Source organism: Paraburkholderia sp. DD10, from assembly GCF_049177125.1.
Lineage (GTDB): Bacteria > Pseudomonadota > Gammaproteobacteria > Burkholderiales > Burkholderiaceae > Paraburkholderia > Paraburkholderia terricola.
Genome location: NZ_CP185392.1, coordinates 243,026 through 261,078, shown reverse-complemented (window position 1 = coordinate 261,078; position 18,053 = coordinate 243,026). Strand labels below are relative to the sequence as shown.

Annotated in this window: 15 protein-coding genes; 11 read left to right on the top strand and 4 right to left on the bottom strand. The window is 61.6% G+C overall.

The features are described 5' to 3' along the window. Positions 1–41: 41 nt before the first annotated feature. Complete coding sequence (locus ACOCG7_RS01265) at positions 42–1,412, bottom strand: UDP-glucose dehydrogenase family protein (RefSeq protein ID WP_073428807.1); 1,371 nt, start codon at positions 1,410–1,412, stop codon at positions 42–44. A 1,049-nt stretch (positions 1,413–2,461) separates the two neighbouring features. Continuing rightward, on the bottom strand, positions 2,462–3,460 hold the full coding sequence (locus tag ACOCG7_RS01260; protein ID WP_073428809.1) for a GlxA family transcriptional regulator: 999 nt from the start codon (positions 3,458–3,460) through the stop codon (positions 2,462–2,464). A 499-nt stretch (positions 3,461–3,959) separates the two neighbouring features. Here ACOCG7_RS01260 and ACOCG7_RS01255 point away from each other — a divergent pair, with 499 nt between their 5' ends. Beyond that, positions 3,960–4,145: a hypothetical protein gene (locus ACOCG7_RS01255; RefSeq protein ID WP_073428810.1), complete on the top strand. Its 186-nt coding sequence runs from the start codon at positions 3,960–3,962 to the stop codon at positions 4,143–4,145. A 90-nt stretch (positions 4,146–4,235) separates the two neighbouring features. Here ACOCG7_RS01255 and ACOCG7_RS01250 read toward each other — a convergent pair whose 3' ends face one another. Both ACOCG7_RS01250 and ACOCG7_RS01245 read right to left on the bottom strand, forming a co-directional pair. Further along, entirely contained in the window at positions 4,236–5,240 is a 1,005-nt protein-coding gene (locus ACOCG7_RS01250) for a GlxA family transcriptional regulator (RefSeq protein ID WP_073428811.1), read from the bottom strand. A 517-nt stretch (positions 5,241–5,757) separates the two neighbouring features. Next, the gene (locus tag ACOCG7_RS01245; protein ID WP_073432981.1) at positions 5,758–6,855 is read right to left on the bottom strand and encodes an IS5 family transposase; all 1,098 of its coding nucleotides are present in this window, start codon (positions 6,853–6,855) and stop codon (positions 5,758–5,760) included. A 397-nt stretch (positions 6,856–7,252) separates the two neighbouring features. Between ACOCG7_RS01245 and ACOCG7_RS01240 the strand changes: the two genes are divergently transcribed. The 10 genes from ACOCG7_RS01240 (at position 7,253) to ACOCG7_RS01195 (ending at position 18,023) form a co-directional block, all read left to right on the top strand. After that, a complete protein-coding gene (locus ACOCG7_RS01240; RefSeq protein WP_073432898.1) occupies positions 7,253–9,625 on the top strand; it encodes a bifunctional salicylyl-CoA 5-hydroxylase/oxidoreductase in 2,373 nt (790 codons plus the stop codon). Next, a complete protein-coding gene (locus tag ACOCG7_RS01235; RefSeq protein ID WP_421376534.1) occupies positions 9,622–10,395 on the top strand; it encodes an SDR family NAD(P)-dependent oxidoreductase in 774 nt (257 codons plus the stop codon). Before ACOCG7_RS01240 ends, ACOCG7_RS01235 begins: the two co-directional genes overlap by 4 nt. Then, positions 10,392–10,949 carry a MarR family winged helix-turn-helix transcriptional regulator gene (locus tag ACOCG7_RS01230; RefSeq protein WP_073432896.1) on the top strand — a complete coding sequence of 186 codons (558 nt, stop codon included), beginning with the start codon at positions 10,392–10,394 and terminating at the stop codon, positions 10,947–10,949. The genes ACOCG7_RS01235 and ACOCG7_RS01230 overlap by 4 nt, the downstream gene beginning before the upstream one ends. A gap of 39 nt (positions 10,950–10,988) precedes the next feature. Next, positions 10,989–11,840, top strand: a complete 852-nt coding sequence (locus ACOCG7_RS01225) for an enoyl-CoA hydratase family protein (protein ID WP_083081993.1) — start codon at positions 10,989–10,991, stop codon at positions 11,838–11,840. A 1-nt stretch (position 11,841) separates the two neighbouring features. Then, positions 11,842–13,050 carry an acyl-CoA dehydrogenase family protein gene (locus tag ACOCG7_RS01220; protein ID WP_421376531.1) on the top strand — a complete coding sequence of 403 codons (1,209 nt, stop codon included), beginning with the start codon at positions 11,842–11,844 and terminating at the stop codon, positions 13,048–13,050. Further along, positions 13,047–13,493, top strand: a complete 447-nt coding sequence (locus tag ACOCG7_RS01215) for an acyl-CoA thioesterase (protein ID WP_421376529.1) — start codon at positions 13,047–13,049, stop codon at positions 13,491–13,493. The genes ACOCG7_RS01220 and ACOCG7_RS01215 overlap by 4 nt, the downstream gene beginning before the upstream one ends. Beyond that, positions 13,490–13,888 (top strand): RidA family protein, encoded by a 399-nt coding sequence (locus tag ACOCG7_RS01210; protein WP_073432892.1) that lies wholly within the window; start codon positions 13,490–13,492, stop codon positions 13,886–13,888. Before ACOCG7_RS01215 ends, ACOCG7_RS01210 begins: the two co-directional genes overlap by 4 nt. Before the next feature lie 62 nt (positions 13,889–13,950). Continuing rightward, complete coding sequence (locus ACOCG7_RS01205; RefSeq protein WP_421376526.1) at positions 13,951–15,591, top strand: AMP-binding protein; 1,641 nt, start codon at positions 13,951–13,953, stop codon at positions 15,589–15,591. 73 nt (positions 15,592–15,664) lie between these two features. Next, a complete protein-coding gene (locus ACOCG7_RS01200) occupies positions 15,665–16,342 on the top strand; it encodes a glutathione S-transferase family protein (protein ID WP_421376524.1) in 678 nt (225 codons plus the stop codon). Positions 16,343–16,532: 190 nt separating this feature from the next. Continuing rightward, the gene (locus ACOCG7_RS01195; RefSeq protein WP_421376522.1) at positions 16,533–18,023 is read left to right on the top strand and encodes a DHA2 family efflux MFS transporter permease subunit; all 1,491 of its coding nucleotides are present in this window, start codon (positions 16,533–16,535) and stop codon (positions 18,021–18,023) included. Positions 18,024–18,053 lie beyond the last annotated feature (30 nt).

The following is an 18,053-nucleotide window of genomic DNA, read 5'->3' as shown; positions in this document are numbered from 1 at the left end:
GATGCAGCCGGCACACGCGTTACGCGCATTGCTCGTCGCGCTTAACCTGCTGCAAGCGCGGCGTCGCGGCCAATCGTGTAGTAGGCCCAGCCGGCCTCTCTCATCGCATGCGGGTCGTACAGATTGCGTCCGTCGAAGATCAAGGTGTCGTTGAGCGCAACCTTCATCTGCTCGAAATCGGGGCTGCGAAATTCCTTCCATTCAGTGAGGATCACGAGCGCATCGGCACCGACAAGCGCTGCGTCACGGTCGTGCGAGAATTCGATGCGCGAAAAGCTTTCCGCATTGAGGTCCGTGCTGAGGCAATGGCGGGCTTCTTCTGTCGCGACCGGATCGTAGACGCTCAACGTCGCACCGTGCCGCAGCAGATCGGCGATCAGGCGGCGGCTCGTTGCTTCTCGCATATCGTCGGTATTCGGTTTGAACGACAGACCCCACACCGCGAAACGCTTGCCCGCCAGTTCGCCGCCAAAATGTTTGCGCACCTTGTTGAAGAGCACGGTCTTCTGACGTTCGTTGACGAACTCGGCCGAAGCGAGAATATTCAGTTCCATGTCGTATTCCGCGGCGGTTCGAATTAGCGCCTGCACATCTTTCGGAAAGCACGAGCCGCCGTATCCGCACCCCGCATACAGGAAGCTATAGCCGATGCGTGGATCGGAGCCGATGCCGCGGCGAACGTTTTCAATGTCGGCGCCCACGCAATCCGCGAGATTGGCCATCTCGTTCATAAAGGAGATGCGTGTTGCCAGCATCGCGTTCGCTGCATACTTCGTGAATTCGGCCGAGCGCACGTCCATGAACAGCGTGCGCTGGTGATTGCGATTGAACGGCGCATAGAGATGCTCGAGCAGGCTCCGCGCGCGCAAGCCTGAGACATCGTCATCACAGCCGATGACGATGCGATCCGGTCGCATGAAGTCGTCGATAGCGGCCCCTTCCTTGAGGAACTCGGGATTCGACACCACCGCGAACGGCAAATCGGCATTACGCGCGGTCAGTTCTTTTGCAATCGCGTCGCGAACCTTGTCGGCGGTGCCGACCGGCACAGTCGATTTGTCGACGATCACTTTAAAGGCGCTCATGTACTTGCCGATGCCCTTCGCCGCAGCAAGCACGTACTGTAGATCGGCGGACCCGTCCTCGTCAGGCGGCGTGCCGACCGCGATGAACTGGATGTCGCCGTGTGCGGCGGCCAACGCCACGTCAGTCGAGAACGTCAGCCGGCCCGCTTCGCGATTGCGCTCGATCACGTCTGCCAAACCCGGCTCGTAGATCGGCACCTGGCCGTTGTTGAGCATCGCGATTTTTGCTTCGTTGACGTCGAGGCATAGCACGTCATTGCCCAGCTCTGCCAGGCACGCGCCCGTGACGAGGCCGACGTATCCGGTTCCGATAATGGTGACTTTCATTGATCCGCGTATCAGGAAGTGAGAATAGACGGCGTAGCGGCGACAAACATGCCTGCACGCCTCACGATGGTTAACACTCGATCGGTGCCATTCTTCACGAATCTTCCGGCGAGGAGATTTATCTGGCGGATTTCGCCAACATAATTTCCGTATATCGCAAGTTCGAAGCCGAGATGTGACGGGCTCGCCGAGCGTTCACGCAAACCATTCGTAACGCACACGTGACACGACGCGCGACGTTACCTTCGGAAGGCGGCGTGCATTTGCTCTAGCCAAAAAGCGGGGCTTCTTTCGCCACTTTGCGCGAGTGACGCTGCGGCGAATCAACATTCAATAGCAAGTCGCGCGAGGGATGTTGCCGGCTTTGCTTCGGCCGCTAAAACGGTCGCGGTTCACCGATTTGCCGGCTCCCCAAGCCAGACGCGCCTACAGGTCACACACGAGACGGCGGATAAAGACAAACGTTTGTCAAGAAATTCACTGTGTCGCTCTGTAGTCTCCACTCATCTGAATTTCAAATATCGTTAGGCAAAACGGACGGCAATATGGTGATCGCTCTTTCGCTTCTTTCCAAATTTTGTCTCGCGTGGACCCTCGTCTATCTGATCTTCAGCTTCTTCTCCGCCTTGGAGGTCGGAAGGCGACACTATCAAAGGCTGGTATTCCTCGAGTTTCAGCCGCGTCGGGCGCGTGGATCGTGGGAGGCTGCGAGAACCAGATGGATGAAGCGGATGAGACTGTCCACGATTTTTCTAGTGCCGATCGGCATAGCATCGTTCATCGCATCCGCCATCGTTTCCTGATCCACAGCCACCGATCTCACGGCCGGGACGGAGCGATTCAAACCACCACCGATACCTGCTTCAAGACCACCGAAGCGCTGGCGGCAAGCGGATCGACCAACGCTTTTGCGGCTTCATCGGTTCGGCCAATAACGTCGACTTCTATTAATCGTTTGGCGACCTCGCCCCGACCCGGCATTAACGATCGCCGGTCCAACTCTGTCGCCGAGGCGCGGCGATCCGCCTGCAGATTTGAGAAATCCGCGCTTAGGACAAATTGCCTGAAGACGCTTCTTCGCGTAGTCGATAGTCGGTAGGTGTCGTGTCCAGATACTTTCTGAACAGCTTGGCCAACTGACCGCCGCTGCCGATTCCGCAGCGCCGCGCGATCTTGTCGATTGGCAAACGCGATTCAACGAGCATCCGGCAGCTCATGTTCAGACGCGCACGAAGCAGATACTCGGAGGGCGTCATGCCAATTTCGCTCTTGAAGCGGCGCAGAAAATTGCGCTCGCTCATTGCCGCGACTTGCGCGGCGTCGTCGATCGAGATAGGCCGATCGACGTTCGCATCCAGCCAGCGCGCCGACGCCAGGATCTTCTCGCTGACCCGATGCGCCCCGCTGCGTGTAATGGACGAGTCGAAGGGCGTCTCGTGCCGCGGCTCGACCGATTCGGCAACCCGCCGCGCCAGTTCAAAGCCGAGATCCTCTTCGACAATGCGCAGTGCCGTCGCCACCGCATCGGGCGCTTCGCTCAGCGGCAGTGCCGGATGAAGGCCGCGCGCTTCATTGCGGCCGTAGAGAAGCGGAGAGTATCGGCTGGGAAGCCCGGCCGCTTCCAGAAGCAGTTGTCCTTCGGAGATCGGATGAACAATCTCGCTGAACGGATGCCTGCGGCGCAGCCAGTTGCCGAGGCGTTCGTCGCGGCACGCCTGCTGCACGCCGGCGCCGCCCGCGATGAACAGCAGGTGCGTGTCATTCGTGCCGCGGTGCGACTCGACGCCCTCGGTCCAGACGAACATCGACGACGAACTCGCGATGCGGCCACCCGAAGCGGACAGCAGCGAGACGTCATAGCGTGCGGAGCCCGATCGCGGAGAGACGCTGAGCGCGTTCGCCTTCTGGAAGATCTCGATGATCGCTGCGACCTTTGGCAGCGCAAAGCCATTGAACAACGCTACGTCGACGCGTGTCGTTTCGCTCGTTTGCTCCGGCACGGTTGCTTGCCGCGAGCAGCACGGCGGCGGACTATGAACCAGTTCCATTCTTTTCCCCCGGAATATTGTGGCCTGCAAAACTCTCTGAAGACTGTTTCATTTTCTTTTGGCCCATCCTATACAAATGACTCTCGCGCCGTTATTACATGGCCGAAATAGCCAACACATTGGCCGCTCAGGACATTGAACCACGACACCTGGCGCGACGCTTCCAGATGAAAACGAAAAACTGAGACGGAATGTATATAACCTGATTCAAATTGAGTTATATGCGGTTTGATATAAAGAAGGCGTTGAGGAATCGAAGCCGAAGCATTCCGGCGCGGCGTTTGTTCACCTCAAGATCGATTCGGAATTTTGGAGGTAGGGCTTTCCTGAGTTTGTACTGACAGATGCCGCCGTTATTATATGAGCGACTGCCAGTCAGTTAGCATCGAGTTGCGGGCTGAACGTCTCGTTCAGACAGGATTTATCGGGGCCGCCATACTTTCAGCAAACGATTGCGCGCGGGGCTAAAAAAGCCGGACGCGCAGCCGTTAACGCATTCATGCACAAAAAAGACATTCAGGCAATCGTTGATGCCGCCCTCGAAACCGCCAATACCATTGTAGGCGCGAGAGAGTGGAATTCGGTCGAAGATGCCAGCGCGATGCACGACGTGATCTTTTGGGACATGATCGTCAAGCGCTTGCCCGATATGACCATGGCCGATCTTTTGTCGATTCTGGATTGAGCGCTTCGCGCGTAGTGCTGGCCGCGCATTGTCCGCAGCCCGACCGGCCGATATTCCGATAAAGCGCAACGCATACGTTTAAATCAGCGGTTATGACGACATCCGTGAATGCCGTTTGCTGGAGCGGTACTCGGTAGGTGTTTTCCCTAGATACTTGCGAAAAAGTTTCGAAAGTCGGCCGCCGCTGCCGATTCCACTGCGGCGCGCTATTTTGTCGACCGGCAGACTGGTTTCAATAAGCAGTCTGCAACTCATGTTTAGTCGCACATACAGAAGATAGTCGGAGGGCGTGACGCCCATTTCGATCTTGAAGCGCCGAAGAAAATTTCTCTCACTCATGGCCGCGACCTGCGCCGCCTCGTCGATCACGATCGGTCGATCACCGTTTGCCTCCAACCATCGCGCTGCCGCCTGAATTTTTTCGCTGACGGACGCCGACGCACTTTTACTTAAAATCGCGGTGAACTGTGTCTCGGCGGGCGGCGCCACCCAGCCTGCGATTTGGCCCGCGATTGCGGTACCCAAATCGGCTTCGACAACGCTCAATGCAGCTTGCAGTGGGCTGAACGGAACGGTCAAAACGCCAGCAACCGGCGCGTTCCGCACGGTTTGATAATGACTTTCGCCGTAGTGGCGAGCGCTGAAGCTTTGTCCGAATCCAGCGGCTTCCAGAACAACGCGCCCTTCGCCGGTTGGAAAGACCAGTTCGCTGCGCAGGTAGGCCAAACGCAGCCAGGTAATCAGTCGCTCGTCACGCAGTGCGTTGTGCGCCTCCGTACCGCCTACGACAAATAGTGCCCGGAAATTGTCGGCGGGGCGGAACGTTTCAATGCTCTCACTCCAGACGAACACCGAAGACGAACTTGCGACTCTGCCACCGGAAGCCGATAAAAGACCCACGTCATAAGGTGTTCGGCCAGACCGCTCGATTCCGGCAAGCGCGTTTGCCGACTGGAATACCTCGATGATCGCGGCAGCCTCCGGGAGCGCGAAACCATCGAACAAAACGATGCCGATATGTCCGACCGGTCGAGGACTGAGTAGCGCTTCCGGGCTCACCGCCTTGTCACTGTGAACTTCCGCAGAACACGCCATCGTAGTTTTCCCTCAGAATTGGTCGCAATATTCCGGCTGACCTGGAACCGGATTTGTTCGGTCCGATCCTACATAAGCATTAATGACGTTGCTAAGTGGCGTCTGAATTCGCCAATATGTTGGCGTGCAAGGTCAATGCCGGGCTTTACCTTCGATGCGTTTTGGGAGGGATTCGTTTTTTCAGAAAAATGCATTTATAATTAACCGATGCATGCAATCGTTAATTGACAGATTAATTCTGGCAATTTATCCAATTAACGATTTCTGATGCACTGGGAGTCGGAATCCCACCCCATGCTCCCACCCCCATGCGGCCTCGAGTCGATCTGGTAGGTTTCGTCGGCCCGCCGCGGCCGTCCCTAGCAGGCTGCTGAAATACAGTCCGACAGAAGCAGCCTTTCTGCACTTACGCGGCTCTCGCCACAAGGTTTATCGCATTGTGCAATTTCAACGTGAATTCCACGCTTGTTCGGCAGTTTGAGGCCAATTTCTGGCTTCATTGCCGCGTTTTTCGCTGCTACAGACGGACTTGTGTCAGTGAGCGCATGCGCACGAGGTTGTAGGCAGCCATGTTCAACACGAACATCTGGTCCACTTTCTTCAACCCGCGCACCACCACCTGGCGCATGCGCCCCACGGTCTTGGCCCACCCGAAGCCTTGTTCGATCAACTTGCGCTTTTGCTGCGAAATGGCGTAGCCCACGCTCGAGGCAATGGTATCGGGCACGGATGAACGCCGCCCCGAGGTGTTTTGCGCAACGTGCGGTGTGACCTTCATCTGCTGGCACGCCTCGATGAATTCCTGTGCGTCGTAACCCTTGTCTGCGCCCAGCGTGATTTCTGCGCTCGCATCTTCTGCCGCTTGCCGCGCGTCGTTGATCATGACCTTGGCCGCTTCGCGCTCGGCGTGCCCGTCAGCGCGCGTCACGCACGCGTTGACCACCAGACCATGTCGATTGTCGGTCAGCGTGTGGCCCATGTAACGCAATTCGCTGGCCGTATTGCCTTTGCGATAGAGCCGTGCATCGGGATCGGTCCGGGACTCATGCGTCTCGTTGCTGCGCTTCTCGCCTTTAAAGTCGCCTGCGTTGCCGCCGTCGCTGTCCTGATCGTCACTGTCCTTGGGCACGAAGCTCTTGTGCCCCGCCCACGCCTGGATCAGCGTGCCGTCCACGCTGAAGTGCTCTCCCGAGAGCAGGCACTTCTTCTCAGCGATCGCCACCACTTCGTTGAAGAATTCGATCACCGCATCATGCTTGATCAGGCGTTCGCGGTTCTTCGTGAAGACCGTCGGTACCCAAACCTCGTCATCCATCGCCAGGCCGATGAACCAGCGAAACAGCAGGTTGTATTGCACCTGATCCATCAATTGGCGCTCCGAGCGGATGCTGTAGAGCACCTGGATCAGCATGGCTCGCAGCAACTTCTCCGGCGCGATGCTCGGCCGCCCACCCTTGAGGTCGGCCTCGTACATCCCGGCAAACAACCGATCCATCTTCACCAGTGCTTCGTTCGCCATCACCCGGATCGAACGCAACGGATGCGACTTCGGAACGAAGTCGTCCAGCTTGCGCATGGAAAACAAACTCTCGGTGAATGTGTCGGCGCCGCGCATGATCTCCAAGGGGCAAGTGGGGGTCTTCCATCAACGCTTCAGGGGCCTTCAGCGATGACATTACCGCCGATACTTCAGCAGCCTGCTAGGCGCCTATATACATCCGTCCACGTTCCCGCATGGTTCTTGCTGCACACAAGAGCCTGACGGCGTTGGCCGCTCTTGACGACGTGCTGATACGGATGCCCGTTCAGGGCAAGTCCCATCGAAATACGGCTTGCCTGCTGGCGAGCGAACACCCGCTCCTGCCTTACGTTCCAGGAGCCCCATGACCGATGCTCGTTCGAGTGAATAGGGCACCCGCATGCACGCGCCCCCCCGCGTCGATGTTTACTTGACATCTAAATTATCTATGCCTAAATTAACTCCAAAGCAGAATCCACTTTGGAGACTCAGCATGCGCATTGTCTGTATCGGCGGCGGCCCTGCCGGCTTGTATTTCGGCTTGTTGATGAAGAGCCGCAACCCGGCTTACGACGTTACGGTCGTGGAGCGCAACCGTCCGTACGACACCTTCGGCTGGGGCGTGGTGTTCTCCGACCAGACGCTCGGCAATCTGCGCGCCGCCGACGCCCCCAGCGCCGACGCCATCCTCGACGCCTTCAATCACTGGGACGACATCGAAATCAATTTTCGCGGCAGGCAGATCCGTTCGTCGGGTCATGGCTTCTGCGGCATCGGCCGCAAGCGTCTGCTGAACATCCTGCAAGCGCGCTGCGAAGCGCTTGGCGTCAAGCTGGTATTCGAAACCCAGGTCACGGACGACACCGTCTACGAAGCCGACCTGGTCGTCGCGTGCGACGGCGCCAACAGCGCGATTCGCCAAAAATATGCGGCTACGTATAAGCCCAGCATCGACATGCGCGATTGCCGCTTCGTCTGGCTCGGCACGAAAAAACTTTTCGACGCCTTCACGTTCGCCTTCGAGGAAACGGAGTTCGGCTGGTTTCAGGCACACGCGTATCGTTTCGACGATCAAACGTCCACGTTCATCGTGGAAACGCCGGAGCGCGTATGGCGCGCCGCCGGTCTCGACGAAATGAGCAAGGAAGACAGCATCGCCTTCTGTGAAAAGCTGTTCGCCAAGTATCTGGACGGCAACGCGTTGCTGTCGAACGCCGCGCATTTGCGCGGGTCGTCGCAATGGATCCGCTTTCCGCGTGTCGTCAACGAGGAATGGGTGCATTGGCGCCGCAACGCCGACGGCACGCAAACGCCGGTCGTTCTGATGGGTGACGCCGCGCACACCGCGCACTTCTCGATCGGCTCCGGCACCAAGCTCGCGCTTGAAGACTCCATCGAACTGGCGAACAGCATCGGCGCGCATCCCGGCGATTTGCCCGCCGCGCTGAGGCACTACACGAACGTGCGCAGCGTCGACGTACTACGCATCCAGAACGCCGCGCGCAATTCAACGGAATGGTTCGAGCATGTCGACCGCTATACGTCGTTCGAACCCGAACAGTTCGCGTATTCGCTGCTCACGCGCTCGCAGCGCATTTCACACGAGAACTTGCGTGAGCGCGACGCACGCTATCTGTCCGGCTTCGAAAACTGGCTCGCGCAGCGCGCCGGCGTCGAACCAGCACCGCACAAGCACTCGATTCCGCCCATGTTCACGCCCTTCACGCTGCGCGGCGTCACGTTGAAGAACCGTGTGGTGGTTTCGCCGATGGCGCAATACTCAGCCGTCGACGGTATCGCCGGCGACTATCACCTGATGCATCTCGGCGCGCGCGCGATGGGCGGCGCCGCGCTGGTCATGACGGAAATGACCTGCGTATCGCCCGAGGCGCGCATCACGCCCGGGTGTCCTGGCATGTACGCGCCCGAGCATCTGGCGGCGTGGAAACGTATCGTCGATCTCGTGCATCGTCAGTCGGATGCCAGGATCGGCATTCAACTCGGCCACTCCGGCGCGAAGGGATCGACACGAGTGGCATGGGAAGGCATCGACCAGCCGCTCGCCGAAGGCAACTGGCCGCTCGTTTCAGCCTCGCCGCAACAATATCTGCCTGGCGTCAGCCAGCATTCGCGCGAAGCCACTCGCGAGGAATTGCGCGAGATCGAAGCGCAATTCGTGCGCGCCGCGCATATGTCCGCCGAAGCCGGTTTCGACTGGCTCGAACTGCATTGCGCGCATGGCTATTTCCTCTCGAGCTTCCTGTCGCCGCTGACCAACCATCGTACGGACGAATACGGCGGTTCGCTCGAAAACCGCCTGCGCTATCCGTTACAGGTGTTCAAGGCGATCCGTGCGGCATGGCCGCAAGACAAGCCGATTTCCGTGCGCATTTCCGCGAACGATTGGGTCGAAGGCGGCACCACGCCCGACGACGCCGTGCAGATCGCGCGCGCTTTCAAGGCAGCGGGCGCCGACATGATCGACGTGTCGTCGGGTCAGGTCAGCAAGGAGGAAAAACCGGTGTACGGCCGCATGTTCCAGACGCCGTTCGCCGACCGCGTGCGCAACGAAGCGGGCATCGCAACGATTGCCGTGGGCGCGATCTCCGAGGCCGACCACGTGAACAGCATCATCGCGGCGGGCCGCGCCGATCTGTGCGCGATCGCGCGTCCGCATCTGGCGAATCCGTCGTGGACGTTGAATGAAGCCGCCAGGATCGGCTACCTCGATGTGGCCTGGCCCAAGCCTTACATCGCCGCCAAGTCCCAACTCGAACGCAACCTGGAACGCGAGCGCGCGCAGGCGGCGGCCAACGCCGGCCTGTCGCCGCAAGAACGCGCGCAACGCGCGGAAGGAACCACATGAACACGCTGAACTCATCGCTCGCGGGACAACACGCCGTGGTCACCGGCGGCGGCAGTGGCATTGGCGCGGCCGTGGCGGAAACGCTGCTGCGCGCCGGCGTGCGCGTCACGTTGATGGGCCGCAGCCCGCAGCGGCTCGACGCACAACGCGACAAACTCGCCGCGCTCGGCGAGGTCGGCTGTATCAGCGCCGATGTCACGCAGGAAAGCTCCGTTGCCAATGCGTTCTCTCAGGCCGGCGCGGTCGACATCCTCATCAACAACGCGGGCCAGGCGCAAGCCGCGCCGTTCACACACACCGACATGGCGCTCTGGCAGCGCATGCTGGATGTGAACCTCACCGGCGTGTTCCTCGGCACGCGTGCGGTGTTGCCCGGCATGCTCGAACGCGGTCATGGCCGCATCGTCAACGTGGCGAGCACGGCGGGACAAATCGGCTACGCCTACGTCGCCGCGTATTGCGCCGCGAAACACGGCGTGATCGGTCTCACGCGTTCGCTCGCGCTCGAAGTCGCGACCAAAGGCGTCACCGTCAACGCGGTTTGTCCCGGCTACACGGAAACCGAATTGCTGCACGCATCCCTCGAACAGATCACCAGCAAGACCTCACGCACCGAACAGCAGGCGCGCGAAACCCTGTTGCGCTCGAATCCGCAGCGTCGCTTCGTGAGCCCCGAACAGGTCGCCAATGCCGTGCTGTGGCTTTGCCAGCCGGGCTCGGAGGCCGTGACGGGTCAATCCATTTCCATCTCCGGTGGAGAAGTAATGTGACGAAATCATCGAACATCAAAAAACCCGTGGCGCTCGACGCAAAACCGCCGCGCAAAGGCATCGCGAAACCCGCGGAGAACGTCGTGGATTTGGAAATGAGCACCGGCGCCGATAGTCACATGGGCCTGCGTCTGTGGCTGCGCATGCTGACCACCACCAATCTCGTGCAAGCCGAGTTGCGCAAGCGTCTGCGCAACGAATTCGACACCACGCTGCCGCGTTTCGATCTGATGGCGCAACTCGAGCGCCATCCCGAAGGCTTGAAGATGACCGAGCTATCGCGCCGTTTGATGGTGACGGGCGGCAATGTCACCGGCATTACGGATCAGCTCGAAAAAGAAGGCCTCGTCTCGCGCGACAACGATCCGAACGATCGCCGCTCGATCAGCGTATGCCTCACGCCTGCGGGCCGCAAGGCGTTCGACAAGATGGCGGTGGCGCACGAGCAATGGGTGGTCGAACTGTTCGGCGGCTTGAGTCTCGATGAAAAATCGCGCACCCATCAGCGCCTCGGCAAGCTCAAGAAACATCTGCTCGACAGTCTGAAAGACTGATCCGCCCTGAACCGCAACACCATCCTGCATGGAGCGCTCATGACACGATCCAACGCCCACGCGCTGCTGGACGGCAACCGCCTGACGCTCGCCAGCTACGAGGCGCGACACTTCGGCTGGTCGGTCGCCGGCAAGGTCGCGACGATCACGCTGAACCGCCCGGAGCGCAAGAACCCGCTAACGTTCGAATCGTACGCGGAGTTGCGCGATCTGTTCCGGCAACTCGCGTATGCCACCGACATCAAGGCCGTCGTGATTCACGGCGCGGGAGACAACTTCTGCTCCGGTGGCGACGTGCACGACATCATCGCGCCGCTGATCGATTTGCCGATGCCGGAACTGCTGCTCTTCACGCGCATGACCGGCGACCTGGTCAAGGCCATGCGCCACTGTCCGCAACCGGTGATCGCCGCCGTCGACGGCGTTTGCGCCGGCGCGGGCGCGATTCTCGCCATGGCGTCCGACATGCGGCTCGGCACCGCGCGCAGCAAGCTCGCGTTTCTGTTCTCGCGCGTCGGCCTGGCGGGCTGCGATATGGGCGCTTGCGCAATTCTGCCGCGCATCATCGGGCAGGGGCGCGCCGCCGAATTGCTCTTCACCGGACGCTCCGCAAGCGGCGACGAAGGCCACGCATGGGGCTTCTATAACCGCCTGTGCGACCCCGCGGCGCTCCTCGAGGAAGCGCACAAGCTCGCCGCCGATCTCGTCGCCGGCCCGACTTTCGCGCACGGCATCACGAAGAAGATGCTGCATCAGGAATGGAGCATGAGCATCGACGAAGCGATCGAGTCCGAAGCGCAAGCACAGGCCATCTGCATGAGCACACGCGATTTCGAACGGGCGTACAAGGCATTCGCCGCGAAGTCGCGGCCCGTGTTCGAGGGAGACTGAGTTGAACGCCAACAGCGATGTGGATCTGCATGGCGCGCTGGCCTGGCCGTTCTTCGAGCCACGCCACCGCGAACTCGCGGCGGGTATCGAGGCATGGTGCCGCGCGAATCTTTCGCACGACGGCGGGCATAAGGACGTCGATGCGACCTGCCGTCGTCTGGTGCGCGAACTCGGCGCGGCGGGCTGGCTGAAATACGGCGTGGGCGGTGTCGCTTACGGCGGTCACGGCGACACGATCGACACGCGCGCCGTTTGCCTGCTGCGCGAAACGCTCGCCAAGCATTCCGGCCTCGCGGACTTCGCGCTCGCCATGCAAGGGCTCGGCTCCGGCGCGATCTCGCTCGGCGGCACGCACGAGCAGAAGGCGCGTTACCTGCCGCGCGTCGCCAACGGCACGGCCATTGCCGCGTTTGCGTTGTCGGAGCCGGAAGCGGGATCGGACGTCGCCGCCATGACGCTCGCCGCTCGCGAAGACGGCGACGCCTATGTGCTCGACGGCGACAAGACGTGGATCTCCAACGGCGGCATCGCCGACTTTTACGTCGTGTTCGCCAGAACCGGCGAAGCGCCGGGCGCGCGCGGCATCACGGCATTCATCGTCGACGCGGATACGCCGGGGCTTGAAATTGCCGAACGCATCGACGTGATCGCGCCGCATCCGCTCGCACGCCTGCATTTTGCGGGCGCGCGCGTGCCGCGCAGCCAGATGCTCGGCGCACCCGGCGAAGGCTTCAAGCTCGCGATGCGCACGCTGGATATTTTCCGCACGTCGGTGGCGGCCGCGTCGCTCGGATTCGCGCGTCACGCGATGGCGGAAGGTCTCGCGCGCGCCGCGTCGCGCAAGATGTTCGGCCAGACGCTCGGCGATTTTCAACTGACGCAGGCGAAGCTCGCGCAGATGGCGTTGACCATCGACAGCAGCGCGCTACTGGTTTATCGCGCCGCCTGGCTGCGCGACCAGGGCGAAAGCGTCACGCGTGAAGCGGCGATGGCGAAGTGGCATGCCAGCGAAGGCGCGCAACAGGTGATCGACGCCGCCGTGCAGCTTTTTGGCGGCATGGGCGTGCAAAGCGGCACGGCCGTCGAAATGCTGTATCGCGAGATTCGCGCGCTGCGCATTTATGAAGGCGCGACCGAAGTGCAGCAATTGATCGTGGGGCGCGATTTGCTGAAAGCGCACGCGGCCGCGATCGGGGGCAACGCGAAATGAGCACGCCTTCGTTCGACAGGCAGGTACGCATTCGCTTCTCGCACTGCGACCCCGCGGGCCTCGTGTTCTTTCCGCAATATCTGGTGATGACCAACGCGTTGGTCGAAGACTGGTTCAACGAAGGCCTGCATATCGACTACGCGCAGATGATCGCGCAGCGCCGCGTCGGCCTGCCGATCGTCAAGCTCGACTGCGAGTTTTCGCGGCCGAGCCAGATGGGCGAGACGATCACGTTGACGCTCGGTGTCGTCGCGATTGGACGGCGCTCGATCAGCATCGAGATCGTCGGTCATTGCTGCGGCGAAACCCGCTTTCGCGCCAAACAGGTGCTCGTCACCACGTCGATCGAAAGCGGACAGTCGATTGAAATTCCCGTGGACATCGCGAGCGCGCTCGCGACGTTCGCCCCACAAGCCGAATCCATCGAGACGCATCGCTCATGAAAAAAGCTCTTCTCCCCAACGGTTGGATCAAGCCGCGCGGCTATGCGAACGGCGTCGCGGCCACCGGCACGCAGGTGTTCATTGCCGGCCAGATCGGCTGGGATGAACAGGCGCGTTTCCAGACCACCGACTTCGCCGCCCAAGCCATTCAGGCGCTGAAAAACGTCGTGGCCGTGCTGCGCGAAGCGGGCGGCGAACCGCGCGATCTGGTGCGTCTCACCTGGTATGTCACCGACAAGCGCGAATACCTGGCCTCGCTCAGAGATATCGGCCGCGGGTTTCGCGAGCTGATCGGCGACTACGACATCGCGATGAGCGCGGTGCAGGTCGTTGCGTTGATCGAGGACGAAGCGAAGGTGGAAATCGAAGCGACCGCGGTGATTCCGCAGCAGTGATTCCACGATAAATACAGCAAGCCAACCGCAATGCAGCCGGCTCGACGCCGGGGGAGAGGATGATGGAACCGTCAGCACACGTCGACACCTTCGCGCGCGACAATCTTCCGCCGCAGGATCAATGGCCTGTCCTGCTTCTCGACAACCCGGACGTCGCGTACCCGTCGCGCTTTAACTGCGCGACGGAGTTGCTGGACCGAACCATCGAAGCGGGTCATCGCGACCATCCGGCGATCTGGTCCGATGTGGACGGCGAACCACGCGCCACCACCTACGGCGAACTGCTTGCATTGGTTAATCGCAGCGCGCACGTGCTGGTCGACGAAATGGGCTTGCAGCCTGGCAACCGGGTGCTGCTGCGTGGACCGAACAGCCTGAACATGGCGGTGATAGCGCTGGCGGCGCTGAAAGCCGGACTCGTTCTCGTGCCGACCATGCCGCTTTTGCGCGCCAAGGAACTGAAGCAGATCATCGAGAAAGCGCAGGTGAGCGCGGCATTATGCGACGCCCGTCTGATCGCGGAACTGGCGCGCTGCAACGATCCTCAGAACGAGTTCTACTGCGCCGGTCTGAAGCAAACGCGCCTGTTTCACGACGACGACGCCGAGTCGATCGACACGCTCGCGATCAACAAACCGGACCGCTTCGCCGCGTGCGACACCGCCGCCGACGACGTCTGCCTGATCGCCTTCACCAGCGGCACGACCGGCGCGCCGAAAGGCTGCATGCACTTTCATCGCGACGTACTGGCCATGTGCGATCTGTTCCCGCGCCATGTGTTGAAACCGTCGTCCAGTGACGTTTTTTGCGGCACGCCACCGCTCGCGTTCACGTTCGGCCTGGGCGGCCTGTTGTGTTTTCCGCTGCGCGTGGGCGCATCCACGGTGCTGATCGAGAAGCTCACGCCCGAGACCTTGCTGGACACCGTCGAACGCTTTCACGCGACCATCATGTTCACCGCGCCGACCTTCTACCGGCAAATGGCGCCGCTCGTCGCGCGCCACGACGTGCCGAGCCTGCAAAAGACGGTGTCGGCGGGCGAAGCGTTGCCCGACTCCACGCGTCGCCTGTGGCACGACGCGACAGGCATCGAGATGATCGACGGCATCGGCGGCACCGAGCTGATTCATATCTTCATCTCGGCGGCCGATGACGCGATTCGCCCGCACGCCATCGGGCGCGCGGTGCCGGGTTACGTCGTGCAAGCCGTGGACGACGCCATGCAGCCGGTTCCGCCTGGCACGATCGGCAAGCTCGCGGTGCGCGGTCCGACCGGCTGCCGCTACCTCGCCGACGAACGGCAAGTGAAGTTCGTGCGCGACGGCTGGAACCTGCCGGGCGATTCCGTCTATCTGGACGAGGACGGCTACGTGTTCTATCAGGCGCGCGCCGACGACATGATCGTCTCGGCCGGCTACAACATCTCCGGCCCCGAAGTGGAAAGCGTGCTGCTGCAACACGAGGCGGTCGCCGAATGCGGCGTGGTCGGCGCGCCGCACGAAACACGCGGGCAGATCGTCAAGGCCTTCGTCGTGCTCAATCCAGGTCATGAACCCAACGACCAACTGATCGCGCAACTGCAGAACTTCGTGAAAAACAGCGTGGCGCCGTATAAATATCCGCGTGAAATCGTGTTCGTCGACTCGCTGCCGCGCACGGAAACCGGCAAGCTCAAGCGCTTCGAGTTGCGTTCGTTGAAGTAGAGGGGCGGCTAGAGCCACGCCTCGGCGCAACATCTCTATGATGTGGCACTTCACAGGCCAACTTCCCTCGCCCATGCTGACCGTCCATCACCTGAACAACTCGCGCTCGCAACGCGTGTTGTGGCTGCTCGAAGAACTCGGCGTGCCCTACGAGATCAAGCGCTACCAGCGCGATCCGAAAACGATGCTGGCGCCGCCCGAATTGCGCGCGGTGCATCCGCTCGGCAAGTCGCCCGTGATGACCGACGACGGGCAGACCCTCGCCGAGTCGGGCGCGATCATCGAGTATCTGATCGACAAATACGGCCAAGGGCGTTTCGCGCCTGCAATGGGCACGCCGGAGCGGCCGCGTTACACCTACTGGCTGCACTACGCGGAAGGCTCGGCCATGCCGCCGTTGCTGCTGAAGCTGATTGCGCTGCGTTTCGCCGGTGCGCCGATGCCGTTCTTCGCCAAGCCGATCGCGCGCAAGATTGCCGCCACGCTGCAATCGAGCTTTGTCGATCCGCAGTTGAAGCTGCACCTCGGCTATATCGACAAGGAACTGAGCGCGACCGGCTGGTTTGTCGGCAACGCTTTCACAGCGGCCGACGTGCAGATGAGCTTTCCGCTCGAAGCCGCCACCGCGCGCGGCGGCATGGAAAACAAGCTTCCCGCGATCGCCGACTTTCTGAAGCGCATTCATGCGCGGCCGGCTTATCAACGGGCGCTGGAGCGCGGCGGCAAGTACGAAATCGTCGGCGGAGATTGAGCGGCGTGCCCGCCCAGGAACTCGTAGTTGTACCCCAAAAGTCGCGGGTGCTAGACTCGAAAATTCATTGCCATCAACGGGTTGCAAACCGCTTTGCCAACCGCTTCGCCAACCAGGCCGGCAAGATCGCGCCGAACGGCGGCAGGAAGCGGAGCGGCAACCGATCGATTGATGCAAAGGAGCGCACTGCATGACCCATTCCATCCACGGCAACAAACGCTGGCTGGCGCTGATCGTTCTCTGCCTCGGCGTGCTGATGATCGTGCTCGACACCACGATCGTGAACGTCGCGTTGCCGTCGATCGCGGCGGATCTCCGCTTTACCGAAACCTCGCTGGTGTGGGTGGTCAACGCGTACATGCTCACGTTCGGCGGCTGTCTGCTGCTGGGCGGACGGCTCGGCGACCTGTACGGCCACCGCAAGCTGTTCCTCGGCGGCATCACGCTGTTCACGGTGGCGTCGCTCGCCTGCGGCATCGCGAACTCGCAAATCCTGCTGGTATGCGCGCGCGCCGTGCAGGGCTTGGGCGGCGCGATCGTCTCCGCTGTTTCGCTGTCGCTCATCATGAATCTGTTCACCGAACCCGGCGAGCGCGCCAAGGCAATGGGCGTGTACGGCTTCGTGTGCGCGGGCGGCGGCAGCATCGGCGTATTGCTCGGCGGCCTGCTCACCAACCTGCTGAGCTGGCACTGGATCTTTCTCGTCAATCTGCCGATCGGCATCGCCGTCTATGCGCTTTGCGTCGCGCTGCTGCCGTCCGCGCGCGGCCATGCTCACGGCGAGCGGCTCGACGTGGCCGGCGCCGTGACGGTCACCGCCTCGCTGATGCTGGCCGTCTATGCGGTCGTGAACGGCAACGAGGCCGGCTGGACCTCGGCGCAAACGCTCGGCTTGCTGTTCGCCGCACTCGCGCTGCTCGGCGCGTTTCTCGTTATCGAGGCGCGCGTCCAGCATCCGTTGATGCCGCTCGGGCTGTTCCGCCTGCGCAACGTGGCGACCGCGAATGTGGTGGGCGTGCTGTGGGCCGCGGCCATGTTCGCGTGGTTCTTCATCTCCGCACTGTATCTGCAACGCGTGCTCGGCTACCGGCCGTTGCAGGTCGGGCTCGCGTTCCTGCCCGCCAATCTGATCATGGCGTTCTTTTCGCTGGGGCTGTCGGCGCGCGTGGTGATGCGTTTCGGGCTGCGTGTTCCGCTTGCCGTCGGTCTGCTGGTCGCCGCGCTGGGGCTCGCGCTGTTCGCGCGCGCACCGGTCAATGGCAGTTTCGTGGTCGACGTCTTGCCCGGCATGGTCCTGCTCGGCTTCGGCGCGGGCATCGCCTTCAATCCGATGTTGCTGGCCGCGATGAGCGACGTCGATCCGGGGGATTCGGGCCTTGCGTCCGGCATCGTCAATACGTCGTTCATGATGGGCGGGGCGCTCGGTCTCGCGGTGCTCGCCAGTCTCGCCGCCGCGCGCAGCGACGCGATGCTGGCTTCCGGCAGCGCCATCGCGGCGCTCAACAGCGGCTATCACGTGGCGTTTCTGTTCGGTGCGATTTTCGCGGCGGCGGCGGGCGTGCTCGGTGGCTTGCTGTTGCGTCCGGGGCAACAGGGCGGGGCCGATGCGCACGCGCATGATGCAGCGGCGTCGGAACAGCGTCGCGCGACCGGCAACGAGGCGGCGACGGAAAACTACTGACCCGTCTGCGGCGGTTCGCAGTGTTGCGCG

What these genes read in the sequence shown, in the direction of transcription:
- ACOCG7_RS01200 (WP_421376524.1), top strand. Translation starts at nt 15,665, where the DNA reads ATGCTGACCGTCCATCACCTGAACAACTCGCGCTCGCAACGCGTGTTG.
- ACOCG7_RS01195 (WP_421376522.1), top strand. Translation starts at nt 16,533, where the DNA reads ATGACCCATTCCATCCACGGCAACAAACGCTGGCTGGCGCTGATCGTT.
- ACOCG7_RS01250 (WP_073428811.1), bottom strand. Translation starts at nt 5,240, where the DNA reads ATGGCGTGTTCTGCGGAAGTTCACAGTGACAAGGCGGTGAGCCCGGAA.
- ACOCG7_RS01215 (WP_421376529.1), top strand. Translation starts at nt 13,047, where the DNA reads ATGAGCACGCCTTCGTTCGACAGGCAGGTACGCATTCGCTTCTCGCAC.
- ACOCG7_RS01240 (WP_073432898.1), top strand. Translation starts at nt 7,253, where the DNA reads ATGCGCATTGTCTGTATCGGCGGCGGCCCTGCCGGCTTGTATTTCGGC.
- ACOCG7_RS01255 (WP_073428810.1), top strand. Translation starts at nt 3,960, where the DNA reads ATGCACAAAAAAGACATTCAGGCAATCGTTGATGCCGCCCTCGAAACC.
- ACOCG7_RS01225 (WP_083081993.1), top strand. Translation starts at nt 10,989, where the DNA reads ATGACACGATCCAACGCCCACGCGCTGCTGGACGGCAACCGCCTGACG.
- ACOCG7_RS01245 (WP_073432981.1), bottom strand. Translation starts at nt 6,855, where the DNA reads ATGCGCGGCGCCGACACATTCACCGAGAGTTTGTTTTCCATGCGCAAG.
- ACOCG7_RS01205 (WP_421376526.1), top strand. Translation starts at nt 13,951, where the DNA reads ATGGAACCGTCAGCACACGTCGACACCTTCGCGCGCGACAATCTTCCG.
- ACOCG7_RS01260 (WP_073428809.1), bottom strand. Translation starts at nt 3,460, where the DNA reads ATGGAACTGGTTCATAGTCCGCCGCCGTGCTGCTCGCGGCAAGCAACC.
- ACOCG7_RS01235 (WP_421376534.1), top strand. Translation starts at nt 9,622, where the DNA reads ATGAACACGCTGAACTCATCGCTCGCGGGACAACACGCCGTGGTCACC.
- ACOCG7_RS01265 (WP_073428807.1), bottom strand. Translation starts at nt 1,412, where the DNA reads ATGAAAGTCACCATTATCGGAACCGGATACGTCGGCCTCGTCACGGGC.
- ACOCG7_RS01210 (WP_073432892.1), top strand. Translation starts at nt 13,490, where the DNA reads ATGAAAAAAGCTCTTCTCCCCAACGGTTGGATCAAGCCGCGCGGCTAT.